Annotated in this window: 28 protein-coding genes; 19 read left to right on the top strand and 9 right to left on the bottom strand. The window is 36.5% G+C overall.

What is annotated here, in order from left to right; translation table 11 throughout:
• From RLO81_RS15605 to RLO81_RS15590, 4 genes are all read left to right on the top strand, one after another.
• Window positions 1–958 (top strand): YheT family hydrolase (locus tag RLO81_RS15605; protein ID WP_502880463.1); only part of this gene is annotated, 958 nt, incomplete at its 5' end.
• Window positions 959–982: 24 nt separating this feature from the next.
• A complete protein-coding gene (locus tag RLO81_RS15600) occupies window positions 983–1,678 on the top strand; it encodes an SOS response-associated peptidase (RefSeq protein WP_350113657.1) in 696 nt (231 codons plus the stop codon).
• 44 nt (window positions 1,679–1,722) lie between these two features.
• Window positions 1,723–2,880 carry a tetratricopeptide repeat protein gene (locus RLO81_RS15595; RefSeq protein ID WP_350113654.1) on the top strand — a complete coding sequence of 386 codons (1,158 nt, stop codon included), beginning with the start codon at window positions 1,723–1,725 and terminating at the stop codon, window positions 2,878–2,880.
• A 108-nt stretch (window positions 2,881–2,988) separates the two neighbouring features.
• Window positions 2,989–4,092, top strand: coding sequence for a fatty acid desaturase family protein (locus tag RLO81_RS15590; RefSeq protein WP_350113651.1), 1,104 nt, complete (start codon window positions 2,989–2,991; stop codon window positions 4,090–4,092).
• Window positions 4,093–4,121: 29 nt separating this feature from the next.
• Here the strand turns inward: RLO81_RS15590 and RLO81_RS15585 are convergent, their stop codons facing one another.
• Complete coding sequence (locus tag RLO81_RS15585) at window positions 4,122–4,946, bottom strand: DUF4197 domain-containing protein (protein WP_350113648.1); 825 nt, start codon at window positions 4,944–4,946, stop codon at window positions 4,122–4,124.
• Window positions 4,947–5,082: 136 nt separating this feature from the next.
• On the opposite strand from RLO81_RS15585, the gene RLO81_RS15580 reads away from it, so the two are divergent.
• Window positions 5,083–5,811: a sulfite exporter TauE/SafE family protein gene (locus tag RLO81_RS15580; RefSeq protein WP_350113645.1), complete on the top strand. Its 729-nt coding sequence runs from the start codon at window positions 5,083–5,085 to the stop codon at window positions 5,809–5,811.
• On the opposite strand, the gene RLO81_RS15575 is transcribed toward RLO81_RS15580, so the two are convergent.
• Window positions 5,798–6,145 carry a winged helix-turn-helix transcriptional regulator gene (locus tag RLO81_RS15575; RefSeq protein ID WP_350113642.1) on the bottom strand — a complete coding sequence of 116 codons (348 nt, stop codon included), beginning with the start codon at window positions 6,143–6,145 and terminating at the stop codon, window positions 5,798–5,800. The genes RLO81_RS15580 and RLO81_RS15575 overlap by 14 nt on opposite strands.
• Before the next feature lie 145 nt (window positions 6,146–6,290).
• Between RLO81_RS15575 and RLO81_RS15570 the strand changes: the two genes are divergently transcribed.
• The 6 genes from RLO81_RS15570 to RLO81_RS15545 all read left to right on the top strand — a co-directional run bounded on the left by RLO81_RS15570 (window position 6,291) and on the right by RLO81_RS15545 (window position 11,261).
• A complete protein-coding gene (locus RLO81_RS15570) occupies window positions 6,291–7,007 on the top strand; it encodes a type 1 glutamine amidotransferase domain-containing protein (protein ID WP_350113639.1) in 717 nt (238 codons plus the stop codon).
• Entirely contained in the window at window positions 7,004–7,621 is a 618-nt protein-coding gene (locus tag RLO81_RS15565) for an NADPH-dependent F420 reductase (protein ID WP_350113636.1), read from the top strand. Before RLO81_RS15570 ends, RLO81_RS15565 begins: the two co-directional genes overlap by 4 nt.
• Window positions 7,622–7,758: 137 nt before the next feature.
• The gene (locus RLO81_RS15560) at window positions 7,759–9,129 is read left to right on the top strand and encodes a hypothetical protein (RefSeq protein ID WP_350113633.1); all 1,371 of its coding nucleotides are present in this window, start codon (window positions 7,759–7,761) and stop codon (window positions 9,127–9,129) included.
• Window positions 9,110–9,856 (top strand): polyphosphate--glucose phosphotransferase, encoded by a 747-nt coding sequence (gene ppgK / locus RLO81_RS15555; protein WP_350113630.1) that lies wholly within the window; start codon window positions 9,110–9,112, stop codon window positions 9,854–9,856. The genes RLO81_RS15560 and ppgK overlap by 20 nt, the downstream gene beginning before the upstream one ends.
• An 8-nt stretch (window positions 9,857–9,864) precedes the next feature.
• Window positions 9,865–10,797, top strand: coding sequence for a toxin-antitoxin system YwqK family antitoxin (locus tag RLO81_RS15550; protein WP_350113627.1), 933 nt, complete (start codon window positions 9,865–9,867; stop codon window positions 10,795–10,797).
• Entirely contained in the window at window positions 10,794–11,261 is a 468-nt protein-coding gene (locus tag RLO81_RS15545; RefSeq protein WP_350113624.1) for a hypothetical protein, read from the top strand. Before RLO81_RS15550 ends, RLO81_RS15545 begins: the two co-directional genes overlap by 4 nt.
• Here the strand turns inward: RLO81_RS15545 and RLO81_RS15540 are convergent.
• On the bottom strand, window positions 11,258–11,752 hold the full coding sequence (locus RLO81_RS15540) for a tetratricopeptide repeat protein (RefSeq protein ID WP_350113621.1): 495 nt from the start codon (window positions 11,750–11,752) through the stop codon (window positions 11,258–11,260). The two genes, RLO81_RS15545 and RLO81_RS15540, sit on opposite strands and share 4 nt — an antisense overlap.
• Window positions 11,749–12,114, bottom strand: coding sequence for a cupin domain-containing protein (locus tag RLO81_RS15535; protein WP_350113618.1), 366 nt, complete (start codon window positions 12,112–12,114; stop codon window positions 11,749–11,751). The genes RLO81_RS15540 and RLO81_RS15535 overlap by 4 nt, the downstream gene beginning before the upstream one ends.
• A 53-nt stretch (window positions 12,115–12,167) precedes the next feature.
• On the opposite strand from RLO81_RS15535, the gene RLO81_RS15530 reads away from it, so the two are divergent.
• The 4 genes from RLO81_RS15530 to RLO81_RS15515 all read left to right on the top strand — a co-directional run bounded on the left by RLO81_RS15530 (window position 12,168) and on the right by RLO81_RS15515 (window position 14,695).
• Complete coding sequence (locus tag RLO81_RS15530; RefSeq protein ID WP_350113615.1) at window positions 12,168–13,001, top strand: LytR/AlgR family response regulator transcription factor; 834 nt, start codon at window positions 12,168–12,170, stop codon at window positions 12,999–13,001.
• Window positions 13,002–13,079: 78 nt separating this feature from the next.
• Complete coding sequence (locus tag RLO81_RS15525) at window positions 13,080–13,646, top strand: hypothetical protein (RefSeq protein WP_350113612.1); 567 nt, start codon at window positions 13,080–13,082, stop codon at window positions 13,644–13,646.
• A gap of 30 nt (window positions 13,647–13,676) precedes the next feature.
• Window positions 13,677–13,910, top strand: coding sequence for a hypothetical protein (locus RLO81_RS15520; RefSeq protein ID WP_350113609.1), 234 nt, complete (start codon window positions 13,677–13,679; stop codon window positions 13,908–13,910).
• Window positions 13,911–13,939: 29 nt separating this feature from the next.
• Window positions 13,940–14,695 (top strand): SDR family NAD(P)-dependent oxidoreductase, encoded by a 756-nt coding sequence (locus RLO81_RS15515; RefSeq protein ID WP_350113606.1) that lies wholly within the window; start codon window positions 13,940–13,942, stop codon window positions 14,693–14,695.
• A gap of 55 nt (window positions 14,696–14,750) precedes the next feature.
• Here RLO81_RS15515 and dnaN read toward each other — a convergent pair whose 3' ends face one another.
• The 5 genes from dnaN to gldA all read right to left on the bottom strand — a co-directional run bounded on the left by dnaN (window position 14,751) and on the right by gldA (window position 20,225).
• Complete coding sequence (gene dnaN, locus RLO81_RS15510) at window positions 14,751–15,875, bottom strand: DNA polymerase III subunit beta (RefSeq protein ID WP_350113603.1); 1,125 nt, start codon at window positions 15,873–15,875, stop codon at window positions 14,751–14,753.
• Window positions 15,876–15,974: 99 nt separating this feature from the next.
• Window positions 15,975–16,895 (bottom strand): DUF4340 domain-containing protein, encoded by a 921-nt coding sequence (locus RLO81_RS15505; RefSeq protein ID WP_350113600.1) that lies wholly within the window; start codon window positions 16,893–16,895, stop codon window positions 15,975–15,977.
• Window positions 16,895–18,586 carry a gliding motility-associated ABC transporter substrate-binding protein GldG gene (gene gldG, locus RLO81_RS15500; protein ID WP_350113597.1) on the bottom strand — a complete coding sequence of 564 codons (1,692 nt, stop codon included), beginning with the start codon at window positions 18,584–18,586 and terminating at the stop codon, window positions 16,895–16,897. Before gldG ends, RLO81_RS15505 begins: the two co-directional genes overlap by 1 nt.
• Window positions 18,580–19,308, bottom strand: a complete 729-nt coding sequence (gldF, locus tag RLO81_RS15495; RefSeq protein WP_350113594.1) for a gliding motility-associated ABC transporter permease subunit GldF — start codon at window positions 19,306–19,308, stop codon at window positions 18,580–18,582. Before gldF ends, gldG begins: the two co-directional genes overlap by 7 nt.
• Window positions 19,305–20,225 carry a gliding motility-associated ABC transporter ATP-binding subunit GldA gene (gene gldA / locus RLO81_RS15490; RefSeq protein WP_350113591.1) on the bottom strand — a complete coding sequence of 307 codons (921 nt, stop codon included), beginning with the start codon at window positions 20,223–20,225 and terminating at the stop codon, window positions 19,305–19,307. Before gldA ends, gldF begins: the two co-directional genes overlap by 4 nt.
• A 160-nt stretch (window positions 20,226–20,385) precedes the next feature.
• On the opposite strand from gldA, the gene RLO81_RS15485 reads away from it, so the two are divergent.
• The 4 genes from RLO81_RS15485 (at window position 20,386) to RLO81_RS15470 (ending at window position 22,963) form a co-directional block, all read left to right on the top strand.
• Window positions 20,386–21,801, top strand: coding sequence for a thioredoxin-like domain-containing protein (locus RLO81_RS15485; RefSeq protein ID WP_350113588.1), 1,416 nt, complete (start codon window positions 20,386–20,388; stop codon window positions 21,799–21,801).
• Window positions 21,802–21,863: 62 nt separating this feature from the next.
• Window positions 21,864–22,325, top strand: coding sequence for a hypothetical protein (locus RLO81_RS15480; RefSeq protein ID WP_350113585.1), 462 nt, complete (start codon window positions 21,864–21,866; stop codon window positions 22,323–22,325).
• Between the two features lie 121 nt (window positions 22,326–22,446).
• Window positions 22,447–22,641 (top strand): hypothetical protein, encoded by a 195-nt coding sequence (locus tag RLO81_RS15475; RefSeq protein ID WP_350113582.1) that lies wholly within the window; start codon window positions 22,447–22,449, stop codon window positions 22,639–22,641.
• Window positions 22,631–22,963, top strand: coding sequence for a type II toxin-antitoxin system RelE/ParE family toxin (locus tag RLO81_RS15470; RefSeq protein WP_350113578.1), 333 nt, complete (start codon window positions 22,631–22,633; stop codon window positions 22,961–22,963). The genes RLO81_RS15475 and RLO81_RS15470 overlap by 11 nt, the downstream gene beginning before the upstream one ends.
• Window positions 22,964–23,108 lie beyond the last annotated feature (145 nt).

Below are 23,108 nucleotides of genomic sequence, written 5' to 3'. Positions count from 1 at the left end.
CCGAAGAATGAAATACCAACCACCAAAAATTTATTTGAACTCACATTTTGAGACCATCTTTCCTGCGTTATTCAGAAAGGTGAAATTCCAACCTTATATACGTGAGCGTATTACTACTCCGGATAATGATTTTCTTGATTTAGATTGGGTGAAGCAAGATGCCAAGAAGTTAGTGATTATTTCGCATGGCTTGGAAGGAAACAGCGAAAAACCTTATGTAAGAGGCATGGGTAAAGCTTTTTACACAGCCGGTTTCGATGTTTGTGCCTGGAATTATCGCGGGTGTAGCGGAGAGGTAAATAAAAAGCTTAGGTTTTATCACAGCGGTGCAACAGACGATTTACATTCTGTTGTTAACCATTGCCTAACACATGATTATGATGAAATTGTGCTTGTAGGGTTTAGTTTAGGTGGTAATATCACCTTAAAATATCTTGGTGAGCAAGGCAGCCATGTGCACAAACGCATTATTAAAGCTATTGCCATTTCAGTGCCTGTTAATTTACATACCAGCTGCATTAAAATATCTAAACGGGGCAATATGGTATATTCAAAACGGTTTTTGAGAAACTTAAAAGCCAAAATAAGAAAGAAGGCCAAAATTATGCCCGATAAGCTAGATGTGAATGGACTTAATAGCATCTCCACTTTAATAGATTTTGACAATAAATATACTGCCCCAATTCATGGGTTTAAAGATGCTGTTGATTATTATACTCAGTGTAGCTCGCTTTATCATTTAGATTCAATTAAATGCACCACACTGATTATTAATGCCAAGAACGATCCCTTTCTTTCAGAAGATTGCTACCCAGTAGATCAGTTAAAAGGTCATGAATTTGTTACGTTAGAAATCCCTGATTATGGTGGCCATGTTGGTTTTACAGAATTTAACTCAGAAAAAATGTATTGGTCAGAAAAAAGAGCAGTAGCTTTTGCCACAGTCACTAAAGGTTGAATCTAAAATTATTAATTTAGTAACATGGGTGATCGTTATACTTTAACTGTACTTGCCAGTGAACTCGCACAACGGTTTAATGTAGAAGTTACATCGGGCTATAAACCGAAGTATAATGCAGCTCCCACTCAGCTACTGCCAATAATCACAAAGAGCAGCCAGGGTATTTCTTACTTTTATTGGGGCCAAATACCAGATTGGTCGAATAACAAAGCGCTTAGCAGCAAACTGCTGTTTACAGAAATAGAACATATAACACAAAAAACTTCTCTATCCAAAGCGATTACCCAAACAAGATGTATCGTGCCTATGGATGGGTACTATGAGTGGAAAAGGATCAGTAAAAAAGGCCGGGTGGCCCATAGAATTGTATTTGATAACAATAGCATCGTTGGAGTTGCCGGACTTTGGGAAGAATTTGAAGGCGAAGATGGGGATATGCTACATACGTTTAAAATATTAACCACAGAAGCCAATTCGGCAATCGACTCGATGAATAACAGAATGCCTGCGATTATAGATACTGATAAGGAAGAAGCATGGCTGAATAGTCACGCCTCTACAGAAGAATTAGTTGCCATGATATCATCCTACCCTTCCAATAAAATACATATTTACAGCGTTTCACCTAAAATTGAAGATATTAAGAATGATAGCGAATTCTTAATTAAACCTTTTGCACCTGCTGATCAGTTTGGCAATTATTCCCTATTCGATTGAAAAAAATTGTACTCCTTTTTTTATTTATATGTTCATGCCAATTGATGTATGGACAAGATAAAGTTGACTTACTGATTAGAAGTGAGAAAATTTTAGCCGCTGGCGATACCTCCAGAGCGCTAGCTGCCTTCAATGAAATACTGCGAATCTATCCTCAAAGTTTTGCTGCAGCATTGAGGCTTTCAGAAATATACTATCAAACAAAAGAGTATGAACTAGCTGTACAGTATTGCAATGTTGGGTTAGATATTACTGATGATTTAATAGAATCCACGAATAGATCGTACGAGCGGTTAGGATTGGAACCTGATTCCATTGGAAGATACCGCCAGTTTGTTACTGATCAGGCTTATATGCACCAGCTAAAGGGAAAAATAAGAATCCAACAAAATCGATTGCTTGATGCAGAAAATGAGTTCAAAGAGGCCTTGGAGTTGCACCCTAAGAATCAATCAATTGTGTTGAGCCTTGCCGAAGTTCTTTCTTTACAGGGGCGCCTGAACGAAACCAAATTGGTATTAAATAAGGCTATAAAAAGAGATAGCGGCAATGTGCAGTATAAAATGACTTTAGGCTCTCTTTACAAATCCATTGGCAACATCGATTCTGCCAAATACCATTGGAATGAGGCGTTAGCATTTAACCCTGATTATAAGTGGGCGTACTTGCAGTTAGGGAATCTCTACAGAGATGAGTTACAACCTGACAAAGCATTGGAGCAGTACAATAAGTTTATCGAACAGGACACAACTTCAGCTGAGGTATATTACAGGCGTGCAGTCCTTCACATTGAAAATGAAAAATATGAAGAAGCCCATTCTGATTGGCAAAAAGTGGTGGAGCTCGACTCACAAAATGCGGATGCTTACAGGAACAAAGGCCTAACTAATTTTCAATTGAAAAAGTATGAAGCGGCTATTTTAGATTTTGAAAATGCATTGCACTTTCAACCAGAACAAAACTATACACATGTAAATATTGGATATTGCTACTATTTGCTGAATAAGCCTAAAACAGCGCTGATATACATTGAAAAAGGACTAACTATTCAGCCGAATTATTCATTAGGGCATTATTTCAAGGCGCTAACTTATTATCAACTAAGAAAAAAGAAAAAAGCTTGCAATGCACTCTCCAAAGCCCTCAAATTGGGCTTTAACGAAAATGAAGTAGTACAAGAATTAGTAAAGAAGTGCCTTTGATTGCAACTAATTTGGCTCAATAGTGTTATGCAGTTACTATTTCAATTTTCATTGTTATAGTGTTATCTTTGCATCAACAATCAATACGTAAGTTCAATACGTGAGTTAATGAATTATAAGTCAATAAAATTTTCGAGAAATCAGGAGTTCAACTTCATTGGTGTGCTCAGGAAGCGTGTGGGAGAATATTTCGAAAAAAATAATATTTCCAAGTACGGTAATAGTACCATGTTTTGGAAGTCGGTTATTCTTTTAACTGCTTATGCGATACCTTACGCACTGCTTGTAACAGGTGTTATTGCCAATGTATGGTTCATGTTAGCTGCCTGGATGTTTATGGGCGCAACAATGGCAGGAATAGGATTTTCTATTATGCACGATGCCAATCATGGTGCTTATTCAAAAAATAAAACAGTAAACAAGTACATGGGCTATGTGATCAACCTTGTGGGTGGTAGCTCCGTAAACTGGAAAATTCAGCATAATGTGCTGCATCATACCTATACGAATGTAGAAGGTGTAGATGAAGATATTGATCCGGGCATACTAATGCGATTATCGCCACATGCCAAGCATTATAAAATGCATAGGTTACAGCATATTTACGGATGGTTTTTGTATTCGCTCATGACTTTTTTATGGATTACTACCAAAGACTTCCGTCAGCTATTCAGGTATAAAAAAATGGGGCTTACCAAAGCCCAAAATGTGAATGTTGGTTGGCAGTTGACAAAGTTGGCATTGAGTAAGGTGGTGTATTATACGATCTTCCTAGTAATTCCACTATTAACAATAGCCGCTCCATGGTGGATTATAGTCATTCACTTTATTGCCATGCACATGGTGGCAGGCTTTATATTAGGTATTGTATTTCAGCCGGCACATGTTATGCCTACAACAGAATACCCATTACCGGATGCTGAAGGCAATTTGGAAAACGACTGGGCTATACATCAGTTATTTACAACTACCAATTTCAGCCCTAACAATTGGTTTTTAAACTGGTATGTGGGAGGATTGAATTTTCAGGTAGAGCACCATTTGTTTCCAACAATTTGCCATGTGCATTACAAGAAATTGTCTGCTATCGTTAGAAAAACGGCAGAAGAATTTGGCTTGCCTTATCACCAACAGCCAACTTTTTGGAAGGCCATCTCATTACATGCTTCTATGTTGAAGCAGCTCGGTCAACCCGAAAAAGTAAGAGCATAAAAAAGGAGGTTTAATACCTCCTTTTTTTGTTAATTACCTGCTTGAGGGCTTCCGAATACTTTACGTAAGATGTCACTCGCCCATTTAAATGGATCAGCTCTGATTTGCTTTTCCTCTTCACCTACCAAATGAAACAATCCATCAACAGCCCTTTCAGTGGCATAGCCTTCGATTGATTCTGGTAGTTCAACGCCAAGATCAATGACATCTGAAACAGCAACTGTTCCTAAGCCATAATTATAGCTGTAGTTCATAAAGCCAACAAGATCAGAGTAGATTGCTAAGGCTTTTGTATCGCCAAGTGCCGAACTCACATCAGGTGTAAATGCAGTTACCAAATTAGTAGAAGTATTGGTTCGAAAATAATCTGTAGCAGCAGTTTCCCCGCCTTGTAATATTCCCAGACCGTCAGTAATACTTATTCCAGTTATAGCATCAATAAATATTGGCTTAGCTTTCACAGCAGCACTTTCAGCTCCTCTATTCATTGCAGTAATTAGCTCATCAAAAGGATCCGTTTCAATATTTGGTGCCAATAATACGTACGCATCCAGAAGGGTTTGATAAGGAATATCCCCGACAATTGGAACATTCACTGACCCATTATCAACTGTATTTTTTAATGTTTGAATTTCCGGTGGTAGTAATATTTTAATCGCCTGATTTGATAAATACCCATTCACTGCTGAAGCAGATGTTACCGAGCTATCAGTACCCACCGTCAGTGCTTCTTTTAGTCCTTGTACAATTTCATCATCGGTTAAACCTGCGTTTAATACGTCATTTACTTCATCGCATGATGCAAAACTTACAATTAATATCGTGCTAAATAATAGTCTTGTAATAAGTCTCATCTTCCCTACATTTAAATTTAAATTGAAAATTAAAGTTAGCTAATAATTTAGATTCAAGCCTCAACCAAAAGTAGTGCCATTTTAGTTATATTGAATACTGGTCTTACCCAACCTATGAAATGATACTGAATAGCCAGTGAAAGTAAACGTCATATTTCTACTTCTTGCTTTAGGTGCTGAAATAGTTGGCACCATTGGTGGGTTTGGGTCTTCTGTTTTCTTTGTGCCAATAGGTAATTTCTACTTCGATTTCTACTCTGTACTAGGTCTGACAGCAGTTTTTCACCTTTCCAGCAACCTGAGTAAAATTATGCTTTTTAGAAAAGGGCTGGATAAGAAGTTAATCATACGTATTGGCATTCCTTCAGTGATTATGGTGATAGTTGGCGGTTATTTATCGAGTCTTTTTGTTCCCTACATTTTAGAAATAGTGTTGGGCTGCTTTTTAATCTCCCTCAGTTTATTGTTTCTACTAAAAAAAGACTTTCAAATAGCCCCTAATTTCAAAGAATCTATTATTGGAGGTTCTCTTTCAGGACTTTCATCCGGCATTTTAGGTACGGGCGGGGCTATTAGAGGGCTAACAATGGCTGCATTTAACCTGGAGAAAAGCATTTTCATTGCCACATCTGCTTTTATAGATTTTATGGTTGATTTATCAAGAACTGTAGTTTATTATCAAAATGGCTATATACATGATCACGATTTTATCTATATCCCTTTTCTTTTTGGTATTGGGCTACTAGGAACATTTATAGGGAAAAGAATTTTAATCAAAATTCCACAGGATCAATTTAAACGATTATCGCTTGTACTTATACTTATAATTGGTGTGGTAACAATTGTAAAAGTTACCCTGTGGTAATACCTGCTTCCAGCATCAATTCCAAACCATATTTTCTAATGGTATCGATAATAGGAATGGCTCTTAAACCCTTTTCAGTTATAGAATACTCAACTTTGGGTGGAACAACAGCATACACCTTCCTATTTATAAAACCGTTTTTTTCGAGCTCTCTAAGCTGTGTGGTAAGCATCTTATCGGTAATCTTAGGCATTGTCTTCTTAAACTCACTGAAGCGCAGCACCTGATCTTTCAATCTCCATAAAATTGGCATCTTCCAAGTTCCGCCTATCTGATCCATGGCAAATTCTACAGGATTGTAATAAACTTTATGATTATGTATAAACTCAGGCATTACTTTAAATTTAAGACTACAATTAAACACTATTTTTTGACGAAAATCCCATTTCTTTCTATAAAGTAAGTACCCTACATAAAAGTAAGTATATTGTTTTAAGAATGTAGCTCCTTGAAGTTTGTAACAACTAAACATTAGAGTTATGACAAAAAACATATTAATAATAGCAGCCAATCCTACAGTTTCCAGTACAACAGGTTGGCCTGTTGGTTTTTGGGCATCAGAAGTAACACATCCTTTTCATGTATTTACTAGTCGTGGCTACAAAGTAGAAATTGCCAGTCCGAAAGGCGGTAACTTAGAAATGGACGCCATGAGTAATCCGTTTGATGACAGTAAATATTCTGACTGGGATGAACTCAGTAAAAAAGTGCTTCAGGATAAAGCATTCAAAAAATTACTAACTAATACACCTTCAATAAGTGAAGTAAATCCGGATGATTATGATGCTATAATAGTAGCTGGTGGGCAAGCACCTATGTTTAATTTTGAATCTGAGATAACACTTCACGATTTCTTTAGTCAGTTTTATGAATCCGGCAAAATCACTTCGGCACTATGCCATGGAACAGCCATATTAAGATATGCCAAACATTCTAACGGTTATTTTATTGTAGAAGGTAAAAATGTAACGGGCTTCACCAATGGAGAAGAAGATGATGCTGATCAAGCAGCTGGTACTAAAGTTATGCCCTGGAGAATTGAAGATGAGCTAAAGAAAATTGGGGCTCAATTTGTAAAATCTGACAACTGGAAGCCTAATGTAGTTGTAGATGGTAACCTGGTAACAGGTCAACAGAACATGTCTGGAGAAGAATTGGCTAAAACAATTGTTAAACTGTTAGAGAATAAAGAATGAATATTGCAATTATTGGAACAGGCAATGTAGGTGGGGCTTTGGCCACCAAATGGGTCAAAGCCGGTCATACGATTTATCTTGGGGTTCAGGATACTCAGAATTTTAGAGGAAAGGAATTATTGTCCAACCCGGCTACTTCGGCACACACCGTAGCAGATGCCGTTAACGCAAGTGAGGTCATTCTAATTGCCACGCCTGCTATGGCCGCCATCGATGTTACAAAAAGCCTTGGAGATACTTCAGGTAAAGTGATTATTGATGCTATGAATATCATTATGGGTAAAGGGCCTGCGGGTTACACAAATACATCTGAGGCAATATTGACAAATACTGCCACTACTGATGTAGTAAAGTGTTTTAATACTACCGGGTATAACAATATGGAAAACACTGAATATCAAGGTGTTAAAATTGATATGTTTGTCTGTGGTGATAGTGAAAAAGGGAAAATAGTCGCTTCACAATTGGCTATAGATGCAGGGTTTGGTTCATGCATAGATGTAGGTGGTAATGATAAATTTCAATTGATGGAACAATTCGCATGGTTTTGGATTAACTTGGCTATGGTACAAGGGCACGGTCGTGAGATCGCTTTTAAGATTTTAAAAAGGTAATAATTGAACTTTTTATAAAAGCAATCCTAGTGGGCAACATGTAACAAAGAGTATTTAATAATGATTTGTCGTTTAATTTAAATAAATTTAATCCATCAGTCAGGGCAGTTATCGATTAAAATTCTTTAAATCATAATATGTCTAAATACTACCTAATCATTATTTTTTGTTCCTTACTTTATTTACCAACTACGAGCCTTGCTAGTGATCTACCAAAAGGTGAGTTTTTGGATAGTATTAAATTGAATGAAAATTCTAATTTAATTTATAGCCTTTACCTTCCTGGTAGCTACAGTTCTGAAAAGGAATGGCCAATTATTTACTTCTTTGATCCCGGTGGGCTCGGTTTTATGCCAATTAAAAACTATCAATCTATAGCTGAAGAATTTGGCTTTATTATTATTTGTTCTTACAACTCGAGGAATGGCCCACTCGAGAACAATTTAAAAGTTTTTGATGGAATGTTAGATGAAACTTTCAAGGAGTTTTCAATCAATAAAGAAAGGATCATATGTTCCGGTTTTTCAGGTGGTAGTCGCGTGTCTCTTGCTTTAGCAAATGATACCCAAATTATTAATACTGTGATTGCATGCGGTGCAGGTGAGCCTTCCATTGAGAATTTATACAAATTCGGGCAATTTAACTATGTATCATTGGTTGGCCATCTTGACTTCAATTTGCTTGAAATGATTGAGCTAGATAGCAAGATGGACAACTTAAAGATTAATAACTACAGGTTGGTTTTTACCGGCCCACATAGATGGCCACCTCTAAAGTATTACCGCGAAGCTGTATTATGGACAATGAATAATTGGGGCATGAATTCAATTCTTTTTAGTGAAACCGTTGATCATCGAATCGATTCACTCATTACGAGCAATAATCTCGTTGAAGCACAAAGAAATATTGATCAATTAAAGAACGTGAGTTATGATAATAAGATAATTGATCAGAAATCATTTAAAAAACAGAAGAAGCTTTATATCAAAGCAATTAAGTATGAAACCAACCTAAGGTCTGAGATTATGGAATCCTTTAAGGTGATGTATCAAAAATTGTATTCAACATTTCCGCCTAATCCTGACTCAATAAATGTTAACATATGGGAAGGTTTTAGTAAAAAGACCAATAAGCTGATTGAGTCAGATGATGAGCTAAAAAAAGATGTAGGCACAAGAATGAGAAGCTTTATTTCTGCAAATCTATTTGAAAGGATTCAGTGGAATATTCAGGCAAAAGATTGGAGACTAGCTGATAAATTTGCCGAAATGTGGCAGTTTTATAATTATGTTCCCCAAATAACCTGGCAACTGGCTAAAATTTTTGCTTCCAATGGAGAGGAAGAATTAGCAATAAGGAATCTCAGAATTTTGTTAATTAACTCTTCAGATTATTCATTTCAAAATATCATTGATGAAGATGTTTTTAATAACTTGCTAATGAATGAAAGTAATTATGATCAATTAAAAGAACTAAGTAAGACAGAAATTGAAAATACTGGGAATTGATGTAGGCGGCTCTGGCATTAAAGGAGCTATCGTAGATACTATTGAAGGCAAATTAATTAGCGAAAGATATAGAATTGATACTCCTAACCCTGCCTCTCCTGAAGCAGTGTCACAGGTAATAAAAGAAATCAGAGATCATTTCAAATGGACTGACGATATTGGCTGTGCCTTCCCAACTGTAGTTATTGAAGGAAAAGCAGTATATGATGCTAACCTCGACAATTCATGGACAGGCAAAAACATTGACGATATCTTTAGCGATGCCTGTGACGACCAACATTTTGAAATAATTAATGATGCCGATGCAGCTGGTATTGCAGAAATGCGCTTTGGTGCCGGTAGACATCATTCCGGACTGGTAATGGTTTTTACTTTTGGCACGGGAATAGGAAGTGGCGTGTTTTATGATGGTGTACTCTTACCCAATTTTGAATTGGGAAGAATTTTAGGAAAAGATGGTGACGTGATCGAAAAATATGCCGCTGATTCAGCCCGTAAGAGAGAAGAATTGGATTATGATGAATGGGGCAAAAGAGTGAATGAATTTCTTCTGCACATTGAAAGAGTTTTTTCTCCCGATTTCATCATTATTGGTGGTGGCGCCAGCAAAAAGATTCATAAATTTCGGCATCAATTAAAAATCAAAACACGTTTTGCAGTTTCTGAAAAGTTAAATAATGCCGGTATAATTGGTGCTGCTGTTAATGCTGCGGAGCATCATAAATAAAATAATTCATGAAAACTGGTTTATTCATTTTTCTATTAATAATTATTCACAATAATGCATTCAGCCAAAAAGAATTAGTTGTATCCCATTCAAAAGGGATCGTTGAGGAATATGAAGTTATAAAGAATGGTAAAAATGAAATCAAAGATGGCTCATATATAAAGTATAGAAATAATGTTTTTGGTCTACAATTATTAAAATCAGGCTCATTCAGAGAGGATTTCAAAACAGGACATTGGAAATACTATTTTGAAGTAGGATTTGGGAAGGCTAAAAATACCCTCAAAGAAGAAGGGACTTATGTGTTTGGTAAAAAACAAGGTGTATGGAGAACCTATTATCCAGATTCAGCAAACGACATAGTAGAAAAGAGAAACTTCACTTCGAAAAATAAAATTGATTCAATTGAGATCAAGGTTCAAAATAACTTTAGCAAGATAAGATCTCAAGGTCTTTATTTGAACAGTAAAAAAAGCAGTATTTGGAACTATTTCAATAATGAAGGAGAGTTGGTGCAACAATATGACCACTCGAAAGACAGCCTGATTATGGATATTAATTTCAAAATAAAGGATGAAGTGTTGGATCATCCTGCATTATTTATTGGAGGGGATGAACAACTCAATTTTTACTTTTTAACAGGATTCAATTTTGGCTATTTGAAAGATAAAATTAAGATTGGCAAAGCCTCAGTGGTTATTACCTTTAAAGTAACTGAGGATAGAAAAATTAAAACTATTGTAAGCGAAGAATCAAATGTATCTAAAGCCATTATAAAATCCCTGATCAAGCAAATATCGGAAAGTGAGAAACAGTGGTTGGCTGCCGTTAAAAATGGACACCGATCAAATGACCAAGTTTGGTTAAAATGTACATTTGATCGAGTAAAAGAGGATAATCTAACAAAGTTCCTTATCCATTTTAAGCAAATTCATAAATGAAAACATCCTACACCACAGACTACTTCTCCACAGAATTCAAAATTATTATTGGCATTTCCTTCTTGGCTACTAGTTTCATTATAACCCACTTCGGTTTTAGCAACCTATGGTACGTTTTAATACTTATTTTATTTGGTATTACTGCTACAATGAAATACCAGCTTTCTGTAGATACTCAATCAAAGATAATCACAGATGCTACGAAGATTCTTGGTCAAAATGTAAAGAAATACGAATATCGATACAAGGAATTACGGGCTATCCGCCTTGATAAAGAAAATGAAGGTTATACGGCCAATTCAAGGTCAAGAGAACGGCAAGTTAATTTCACCATGTACACTGCTTCTATCATTACCGACAAAGAAGATGTTGAAATTCTTACCAGCAGCAACTACAAAAGTTTCTCCGAAAAACTGAAGCAATTTGCAGATGAGCTGAACCTGGAAATTCAACGCAGTTTTTAAATATCACAATCCTGTTCGGGCAGTGGTGCACCTAAATCTTCTGCTTTCTTCCAATCTTTCATGGCACCTTCTTTATCGCCCAAAATGCATTTTACGCTGCCCCTGTTCACGTAAGCCACTGCATTTTCCGGACGCAATTTTATCGATTTATCATAAGCTTCAATTGACTCTTCCAGCTTACCAAGCATAAATAGAGAATAGCCTTTTTCAAAATACACTTCGGCATAAGTAGGGTCTAATGCCAGGGCGATCTGATAATCCTTCAGTGCTTCATTATTTAATTGTAACTGCGATTTACATACCCCAAGTAAATAGAATATTTCGGGGTTTCTACCATCTACTTCTGCAGCCAGGTTTAAATATTTAATCGCTTCAGGGTAATCACCCAACTCGTAATTTCTATGACCAATGGTAATTAATGAATCACTCGATTGAGCTGAAACCGTTGATATTGTAAAAATTACTAGAAAGATATTAGTCCAACGCTTCATATCCAGGGTTGATTGTTCACTGTTTTTTCGTGCTTCACCTCTCCTGTGTGCTTAGTGGCCGCTGGCTCAAATAATAACACCCAAACTTCCTCTTCATTTATTGTATGCGGGTTATGTTCAACACCTCTGGGAACAATGATTATTTCCCCCTCTTTCACCTCTTCAGTCCTATCTCTGAACTCCATCATTAATGTACCCTTAACCACTAAAAACAACTCATCTTCATGCTCATGACTATGCCAGACAAAATCATTTTTTAGCTTAGCAAGCTTTACTTGCTGTCCATTTAGCTCACCAATTATTCTTGGTGACCAGTTATCATTAAACAATCCGAATTTTTCTAAAATATTTATTTTCTTCATCTTCAATAAATTCTACATATCCTTAAACGAGATTAAGCGTATAGGTTTTATAAATGTCTAAGTTATTAAATCGCAGATCATTACTCTATTTATTTGCAACACTTACGTTGCTTGTAGTATTTGATGCCTCCCAACAAAAGTTTTATGTAGATACTTTTCAGCTAAGTGAAAATGCGATTGCATTCTCTGAATTTCTCTTAAATCATTTATCCAGATGGATGATTTGGTTACTATTTGCATTTCCTATTTTGATTTTGAGTCATAAAACGTTTCAATTAGAAACCTCAGATCTAAGACAAATTAATTATTTTAAATTGACTGGTTTAAGTCTTTCAACTACATTATTTGCAATTCTATCTATTGCCATCCTATCCATTTTTAGCGAGAATAATGCAACCATCGCATTACTGCCTGAAAGGTTTACATTCTTTTTCTATCAGAAAGGTATTACATTTCTTCTTGCCTATCTAGCAGTTATTTTATTTGTAAAAATGGCAGCACAATCTAAAACCATAGAGGCGCAATGGGTTGAATTAGAAAATTTAAAACAGGGTGAAGGAGAGCGAAAAATAATAGTAAAGCACGGAGATTACACCAAACCATTGCACTTTAAAGATATCTGTTGGATTCAGGCAGATGACTATTGCGTAAGAATTCATACAATCGACAAAAGCTACTACTTAAGAAAATCGATGAAGTTTCTGGAAAAAGAACTGAAACCTCATGGGTTTCTCAGAGTTCACAGGGGAGCACTATTGAATCTTGAGTTTATTGATAGCCTCAATTTTGAGAGTTCTAAAGTAAAGTTATCTAATAAGGAAGAGGTTAAAATTTCAAAATCGGGTGAGCAGGCATTAAAGGCAGTATTAGATAACATAAGCCTTTAGTTAACTGCAAAATTCACATCATTAACTGCAAAAAATTTGTGGACCCTTCATTTTTAAGGTTTTTAGCTCAAAAAAACCATGAAAGCAATTACCTTATTTTTTATGCTGACTTCGATTGTTAGCCATAGCCAAAACTTTGATTACGTAGCCAATAACCAAAACCCCTATGGTAAAATAAATCCTGTTGCTCCTAAACAGGTAGCTGATTATTCAGAATTAATTGGCAAAAGTTCTTGTAAATCAGTTTCGAGAGTTGACCAGAATACCTGGGCTGACACTGTACAAATGACCTGGGTATTTAAATACATTATGAATGGTATGGCTGTTCAGGACGAAACAATTAAGGAAGACAATGTACACTCAGGTAGTATACGCCAGTATAACTATGACAGCGCAAGGTGGTATGTTCATTATTATACTAGCAGTGGCGCTGTTCCAACGCTTCCGGCCTGGGAAGGGAATAGAGAGGGCAATAAGATTACGTTGTTTCGGGATCAAAGATCACCGAATGGGTTTGAAGGAGATTACCGCATTACATTCAGTGATATATCAGAAAATTCATTCAACTGGGTGGGCGAATGGGTGAGTAAAAACGGGCAGATTGTTTATCCTACATGGAGAATATACTGCACAAAAGAAGAGTAACTTTTAGTCCATTAGTTTTGTTATTGTGGTATGAAACCGATTAAATGGACAGTTATAGGAGTTACGATTTATTTGATGTTTTACGCAATGATGCCATTTGTAAACGTTGCTTATGCCGTTGTCTTTCTACTATTTTTAATAGGAAACGCCCTGTTACTCTTTATGGTATATGACGTTTTAAAAAATGGAGAAGCGCCAACTAAAAAATTTGATGATGGCTATTGGTATTCTGATATCAACAAAAAATACTCAGAGAATTTGTAATCGCCTGGCTAGTTTGGCCATATTAAATTATGATCTTTAAAGATAAACACGTGCTTATCACCGGTGCAACAAGGGGTATCGGTAGAGCTACTTCGCTAGCTTTTGCCAATGCAAGGGCAAAAGTTGGCCTTAATTATAAAACCAACGATACTGCTGCAAAAGAGACATCTAAGCAACTTTACGGAATTGGCCATACATTATTTAAAGTGGATCTAAGTAAACCAAATGGCCCTGAAAAATTAGTTGGTGATTTTATTAATGTATATGGAAGCATAGATATTTTAATCAATAATGCAGGTATATCCATTGATCATGATATAAATAATACAAATAAAACTGACTGGAAGCGCGCTTGGCTAGAAATCATGGCAATGAATGTGCATGCACCGGCTAACCTGTGTTTTCATGCGGCTAAAAGCATGATGAATACTGGCGGAGGCAGAATTATCAATGTTTCATCACGCGGTGCTTACCGAGGAGAACCCACTAAACCTGCCTACGGGGCGAGTAAAGCTGCGCTCAATTCACTAACACAATCATTAGCTAAAGCGTTAGCACCTCATAAAATTTATGTTGCCGGGGTGGCTCCTGGTTTTACAGATACTGAGATGGCCGCCAAAACATTAACTCCTATTGAACGAGATCGTTTATTGGCAGAATCTCCATTTAAACGGATGGCTAAACCTGAAGAAGTTGCACATGCTATCCTATTTCTGGCTTCAGCAGGAGCAGAATATAGTGCCGGAACAATTATCGATGTTAATGGGGCTTCTTATCTTAGGTAATAAAAAAATCCATCCGCTTGTTAGCAGATGGATTTCCACATGATTATTCTTTAAGCTATACGTAATTATTCAACATTACAGGCATCACAAGCATTAGTATATCTTCATTATCATCTTTTTCTGCTGGCGTTAGCAATCCAGCTTTGTTAGGTTCAGAAAGCATAAGTTCAACCTTCTTTGAGTCAAGATTGGTTAACATCTCAATCAAGAACTTAGCATTAAAACCAATTTCTATATCGCTACCATCATGCTCACAAGAAAGTCTTTCATTGGCTTCATTAGCAAAATCTAAATCTTCGGCAGAAATCTGAAGTTCACTGCCCGTAATTTTAAGTCTTACCTGATGGGTAGTTTTATTTGCATAAATGGCAATCCTTTTCAGCGAGCTTAAAAACTCAGAACGATCGATTGTCATTTTATTATCATTGTTTGCAGGAATCACGTTCTCATAATCAGGGAAACGCTCATCGATCAAACGGCAGATCATCTTAATATTTCCAAACTTGAAGAATGCATTAGAAACGTTAAACTCTACTGATACATTGATATTCTCTGAAGGCAATGTAGTTTTTAGCAAGTTCAATGCCTTTCTGGGGATGATGATGGCATTGCCATTATCAGAAGCAACGTCTACCCTTCTGTAACGAATTAATCTGTGACCATCAGTAGAAACGAACGTAGTGTTGGTATCTGTCAGGTTCATGTAAACCCCTGTCATAGCAGGTCTCAACTCATCATTGCTTGTAGCAAAAATGGTATTGTTAATAGCACTGGCCAAAACGTCTGTTGACATGTCTACAGAGAAGTCATCAGAGACCGTTGGCACCTTAGGGAAATCCGTTGCGTTTTCTCCCGCCAGTTTGTAGCGACCGTTGTCAGAACTTATTTCAATGCTGTACGAATCTTCATCAATAGTGAACGTTACAGGCTGTTCAGGCAAGTTCTTTAATGTTTCCATTAATATTCTGGCAGGCACAGCAATGTTTCCACTTTCCTTAGACTCTACCTCTAATTCGGTGATCATAGAAGTCTGTAAATCAGAAGCAGTAATAGTCAGGTGATTCTCGTTAATTTCAAACAAGAAATTCTCTAAAATAGGAACCACAGGGTTTGTGGTGATTACGCCATTAATACTTGATAATTGCTTTAGTAAAACTGACGAAGAAACGATGAACTTCATTCTATAGGTGTTAGTTGAATCTATTAAATTTTATGCACGGTAAAGTTAAAAATAAAATCATTTTTAGGAAATCAGCTTTACAATATTGAACCACTCATTTTATTGCCTAAAATACGACTTTGGTTTGGTTACCCTTCTCACCAAATTTGGCTCCATTAAAGCGTAGTGTAAAGAGTCTTTTCTTACCAAATATTGTTGACTGCTATTTTGGCCATACACCTCCAAAGTGTATGTATTTCTAGCAATGTCTGAGACTGAAATTTTGGCATTTAATTCTGTAGTCAATGAATCAACAACTTCACTTTCAAAGAGATAATCATTCACATACATGAGTGATATATCGTCTATTAGATCCGTCAATTTTGATGAGTCTGCATTTGACATGCCGACAAGTGACAAACTGCGCTCATTAAAAGTAATGGCTAAGTTATTGCCTGGATTTTGTGGGTAAGAAACCTGAACATTAGCCAAGTTAGCCCAATTCAAGTCAAAAACAAGTGGATTTCTCCAACCATTTACATCCAATAAAAATATTCCGGCCAGATAACTTTTGTATCCTGGAATCTCTACAAGGTAATAAGTCTGTTTATCTTCAGACATATACGTAACGGCTCGGCCTTCATCGCCAACCACATAGAAAGATTTAACCATATTGTTGTCTGAATAAAATTTCACTTGAGTGCCCTTTGTGTTCATTAATGAATCCACTCCGGCCAATTCGTTAGATGCTACTTCTCTTCGAACGCTCACTTGTGATAAAATTGCAAAAAGCACATTAATGCGTTGTGGATCAGCACTATAGGATGAATTAACCAGCCATGTATTTCTACTAAACTCGAGAGTAACATCTGGATTTGAATCAAACACCACCTTATTCAAATCAACTGTCTGACCATAAGAGAAAAGGCTCTTATCTAACGATATACCACTTTTCGGTTGAACCAAAACATAAGTAATTACAGTCACTATAATTGCGGTGACCAGTAAAATGAGTAATCGTATGTTTTTCTTTTTTTGCATCAATCAGTTTTAAAACCGGTATACTTTTTCTTTCTCAGTATATATCTAAGTAGACCATAGGCTATTACCAGAACTATCGGTAAAACAATATTCAGCAACTGCCAATACAGTTTTTCTTCTTTAATCTTCACTTTATCCAAAGGCCTGATTTTAACTTCTTTTCCACGAGCTGTTATTAAACCCTGATCATCCACCAGGTAATTGATGGCATTCAGAATAAAGTCTTCATTAGCATAAGTAGTTTGGGTAAATGGGTCGTAACCCAAAGGCTGAGGACTCCCTGTTTTCGGGTTTATATCATTACGTGCAAAGTCACCATCACTCACTACTATTAATTTGGCGTCTTTTGAACTCACTTCTTTAAACTCTGATGTATTCACACCTTTTGGTTTAAACCTGTTTTTATATAATGAGTTAAACTCTCCCTCTAACAGATAAGCAACCGGTAATTGAGATTTACCGAACATTTCAGGTGTTACCTGTTTTCGTAGATCTTGCAAGGAAACATTTACCGGAGCAGTCATGGTTCTGGAGTACTCTGATGTATAAATCAAAGGCGTTTTTTCTACTCCATCAGCCTTTACAGTATCAATGGTACTCACAAATTTACCAACAACCCCGAACAAATTTTTTGTTATGACATGGTCACCAAAGCGATTGAGAATTGGATAAAACCACCACTTCAATAATTTAATCTGAGGTTCATCACCCACAGCACTTACATTCACTGGATAACTCGCAGCACTGAAATCCTGAATTAGGTCATTGTTTATCCTAACACCATATTTAAAAAGTTGATCATCGAGATTTAAATCATAAGGAAATGAATAGTTTGCTGCATTTGAGGCACTATCCATATTTGCTTGTAGCTTATCCAACAGCATAAATACCTTTCCTCCAGACATTAAATATTGATCAAGGTAATACTTTTCTTCCTCATTAAATTTCATGGTTGGTTTTGCAATTAATAAAGCATCGGTATTTTCTATTTCATGTTGGAGGTTAACATCCCTTACAATGTAGCTTGAACGCAAAGAATTTAGTAGGCTAGACATTTCCATCTCATCTAACTCTTCATGCCCTTTAACTATGCCAACAGATTTTCTTTCGATGCTTGTCATGTTATAGATAGTCGAGGCAAGCGCATATTCAATTCCTTCAATGGACTGATTGATTTTTTCTTCCGCTGTGGCTGACCTGTTACCACCTAACAACATGACACCCTCTTCCGCGCCACCATAAGAAACAACCGCACCGGGAAAAATTAACTTACTTTGGCTGGCCCCATCGTTTTCCTCAAAAACACGGGTAGGCTGAATGCCTCGCGCCATAATGTTTTGCATGAACTCGTTCCGCGCTTTTTCATTTAAAGCTGATGAGGGGTCAGTAAAAGTGAACTGAACCTTATTGTCTGAATAAACCTGGAACTCTTCCAGCGTTTCTCTTATTGAACGCTGAAAACGGGTAAAACTTGAATTAAGCTTACCTGCCAGAAAAACTTCCACATATACCTTATCGTCCAGTCCGGAAAGCATTTCTTTGGTCGCATCCTTAATGGTATACCTCTTTTCTTCGGTAAGATCAATTCTTTCAAAATAGTGAGATGAGATAATATTTACCCATACAATGAGCGTAAGCCCTATGAGCAGTTTTAGTATATCTTCGAGCCGTTTTGATTCCAGGTTTACCATCTTCTACTCCCCAAAATAAGTTTTGTGAGCATAAGCATAAACGCTAACACACTTAGAAAATAGATCAGATTTCTGGTATCTATCAGGCCTTTACTCATTGCCCTGTAGTGATAAAGAATTCCTAGCTGCTCAATAAATAAAGCAGAAGATGACCATACATTAATAGCGGCCAATGACTCAAAGCCTGTGTAGATGAAGAAGCATAGAAACACTGCAATAATGAAAGAAACTATTTGGTTGGTAGTTATCAATGAGGCTAATATTCCGATCGAGGTGAAAACAGCACCAAGTGCAACTAAGCCAATATATGAACCAATAACCCCGGCCATATCTACGTTACCTACAGGGTTGCCTAATTGGTAAATTGTGAAATAGTAAATGAGCGTTGGGATTAGTGCCACTACTACCAAAATAAAGCCCGATAAGTACTTACCTAGAATAATTTGCCAGTCGGTTAGCGGCTTGGTAAGCAGAAGTTCCATAGTACCTGCCTTCTTTTCTTCGGCAAACATGCGCATGGTTATGGCCGGTATTAAGAACATAAAAACATACGGACCAAGACTAAACAATGTCTCCATATCGGCATAGCCATATTCCAAAACTGAAGTCTCTGGGAATACCCACATGAGTAAGCCAATTCCTGTTAAGAAAACAGAAATAACAATATACCCAATTAAGGAATTAAGAAAGCTGTTGATCTCTTTGGATAATATCTGAATCATGATTTAGAGTTGGTTAATTCCCTAAATACATTCTCCATGGTAACTTCCTCCTGCTGTAAGCCAAGTAATTTCAGACTTTTTTCAGAGGCAAAGTCAAAGAGGAGTGGCCTTACATCTTTTGTAGTAGTTGCCTTAACCCTGTACTTTAAATCAGAAATCGCCTCTACCGATAGTACACCTTCAATTGCCGTTAACTCATTAAAATTAGGTGCTTCTGAAAACTCCAGCACCAGGGAAACAACCTCCACTTTTTCAGATTTCAACTGTTCTATTTTATCATCGGCTACAATTCTACCTCTATCAATAACCACAACCCTATCGCATAAAGCCTGAACTTCCTGCATTATATGCGAACTGAAGATAACTGTTTTATCAGCACTAGTATTTTTAATCAAATTTCTAATTTCTATAATTTGGTTAGGATCTAATCCGGTAGTTGGTTCATCTAAAACAAGTACTTCAGGATCATGTATCAGAGCCTGAGCCAATCCAACACGCTGCCGGTAACCTTTTGATAAAGCGCCAATGAGTTTGTTCTGCTCACGAGTTAAGCCGCACATTTCAACTACTTCATTAATTCTACTTTTGAGCACACCGCCTTTTACACTGTGAAGCTTACCAATAAAGGCGAGGTATTCACGTACGTACATATCCAAATAAAGCGGATTGTGTTCCGGTAGATACCCCACTTTTTTCTTAACATCCAATGGTCTTTGAGCGACATCAATACCACAAACTTCAACGGTGCCACTATCTGGTGGCAAATATCCCGTAGCAATTTTCATGGTGGTAGATTTACCGGCACCGTTCGGGCCCAAAAACCCTACTATTTCTCCCTCGCTGGCGCTGAAAGAAATTTCATCCAATGCCTTCTGTTCTCCGAAATATTTGGTGAGTTTATTTACCCTTATTGACATAGCTCGTAATGAACGGCAAAACTATTATAATGGTGTTACTATGACAATCTTTTTTGGTGGAAAGGCGTTTTGCAATTAATATTGAACCTTGGTTCTTCAACAGTCTATTGAACCCTATTTCATCAAAAGCAGTTTAATTAATCGATATACAAAAAATTAGATGAAAAATATTTTTTTGATAGTTGCGCTCCTATATTCTTCAACACACGTAGTTGCCCAAAATTATAAGCTTGATTTTAAAGTAGAAGGCCTTGCAGATACTACGGTGTACCTTGGAAATTACTTTGGCGAAAGCACCTATTTGAAAGATACTGCTCAAGTGAATAGCAATGGTGAATTCACGTTTGATGGAAATAAGGAACTTGAGTCGGGCATGTATTTTCTGGTGCTTAATAAAACTAGGCTGTTCGATTTTCTTGTAGATAAAAATAAACATTTCAAAATCACGACATCTACTGAAGATTACATTTACAATTTAAATGTTGAAGGCGACATCAGTAATAAACTTTTTATTGATGATATGATCTTCAATGCAGAGCGAAATAAAGAGGCCTCACCATTTGTTCAGGTCGTTCAAGATTCCCTTTCTACAGAGCAAGAAGTAAAAGAAGCCAAGGCTGCATTAGACAAGATAAATGACAAAGTATTGGCGCATCAGGACAAAATCATTAAAGAACATCCCGATTTGCTGATTTCCAAAATATTCTTAGCCAATAGAAGGGCTGACATACCCGATACTCCTGAAGATGAAGATCCTACAGAATTTGGTTATCAGTATCTGAAAAAAAATTACTGGAACAACTTTAACCTGGGTGATCCTGCGATGCTTCGTCTGGGCAGGCCAATTTACAAAGAGAAAGTTGAGAACTACTTTAATCGATTAATCATACCACAACCTGACTCTATTATAAAGCAAGTTAATTTGCTAGCCAAAGAGGCCAAAGTAACTCAAGATACTTACAAGTATTTTATATGGACGGTAACGTTACTTTATCAAAATCCAACCATTATGGGACTTGATAGAGTATTTGTTGAAATGATAGACACCTATTTTGAATCTGGTGAAATGGATTTTTGGGCCAATTCCCAGCTAAAAAAGAATTTGAAAGAAAGAGCCGACCAATTAAGATTAAGTTTAATTGGCAACAAGGCTGCTAATATGGTGATGATGGATAAGGATAAACAAATGAAGTCTCTCTACGCTATCCCCAATAAATATACAGTAATTTACTTCTTTGACCCTGACTGTGGGCATTGCAAAAAAGAAACCCCGGTTTTAGCAGATTTTTATAGCAGCACAAAGTATGATGTGGAGGTGTTTGCTGTAAGTGCCGATACCTCTATTGTGAAGATGGAAAACTACATTAATAAAATGGGCATGAAGTGGATTACGGTGAATGGACCAAGAACTGCTACTGGCTCTTATCATGATTCGTATGACGCCAATACTACACCTACTATCTATGTGTTGGATGAAAAGAAGAAAATAATCGCAAAGAAAATTCCGGCAGCCCGGTTAGAAGATTTCCTTACTCAGTATGAGAAATTCCATGTTGAGTCCGAAAATGAACAGTAATTTGCAACCATTGATTACCTTTGTCGTAAAATTAACAGGTCACAAACTCAAACAAAAACAACATGTCTTTCATCTCATCATTATTCGGTAAAAAGAAGAAACAATTTAAAGCCAGCTGCGATATCAGCAAAGAACCCGTAGAAAAAGGCTTTGGGTATCTTCTTACAACCGCTCAAGTAGTATCATCAAAAAAATTCTGGGACAATATCATGACAGAACCAGAGACCATGTCTTATACTGTTTCACATTTTAAAGGAAATGATGAGATGGCCACAAAAATGCGCCAAATGATTTTTGAGAAGCATAGTGAGGTAGAGAAGCCTTGGATGGTATCAGATTCATATATTCATTTATTTGATATAGATAAGAGCGAATCAAGAAAAAATGCACAGTTATGGTGGGAAAATGAAGGTGAATTTACTCCTGAAAAAACCGGTAAGGCTGAAGATACTTTAGAGGAATCTGACTTTAAGTCTATCCAGCACTACGCAATTATGGAGGCGGGTAAAGAACGTGTGGCTTAATTAAGAAAAGATTTGAAGAACAACCTTCCTTAGTTTTAGGAAGGTTTTTTAAACTCTCAATATTTGATCCATGATCTTATCTTTTATTCTTAACTTTATAGAAGTTATTTAGGAATAAGTAATGAAACAGATAACCTTAAATATCGCTGACAGCAAATACAAAGCATTTCTTGAGTTCATCAAGACTCTTGACTATGTAAAAGTTGAGAATGCGGATGTACTGGAAGAATTCCAAAAAAGCCTGAAGCAAATAAAGCTTATGAAAGAGGGCAAACTCCCAAAACAATCAGCAATGGACTTTCTAAATGAGCTTTAAGGTAATTCCCACCTCCGAGTTCAAAAAGCTATTTAAAAAGCTCTACAAAAAATACCCAACTCTTAAAAAAGATTTAAGTGAAATAATTGATACAATTTCTGAAGATCCATCTACTGGAATTGCACTGGGGTATAATCTCTACAAAATCAGAATGGCCATTTCTTCCAAAGGCAAAGGAAAATCTGCAGGAGCAAGAGTAATAACTTACGTAGTTACTGAAGATCAGGAGGTTTACCTTGTGCATATTTATGACAAGAGTAAATTAGATAATCTGTCAAAAGATCAAATACTTGAATCACTAAAGAAAGCAGGATTGATTTAATTTTCAAGAAGTTCAACCTTACTATGCTTTTAAAGCTTAGTAAGGTTGGCGCTCTTAGAGCTTATACCTAATGGTAAAACTGATGCTATTATTAAAAGCATCCTGATAGTCCAACACTGTGATTGCTGAAAATTGCAGTCTAACT

Origin of the sequence: Fulvivirga sp. (assembly GCF_040220315.1) — a bacterium.
Taxonomy (GTDB): Bacteria; Bacteroidota; Bacteroidia; order Cytophagales; family Cyclobacteriaceae; genus Fulvivirga.
The sequence above is the reverse complement of the archived record's forward strand: the minus strand, read 5'-3'. Positions and strand labels throughout refer to the sequence as shown.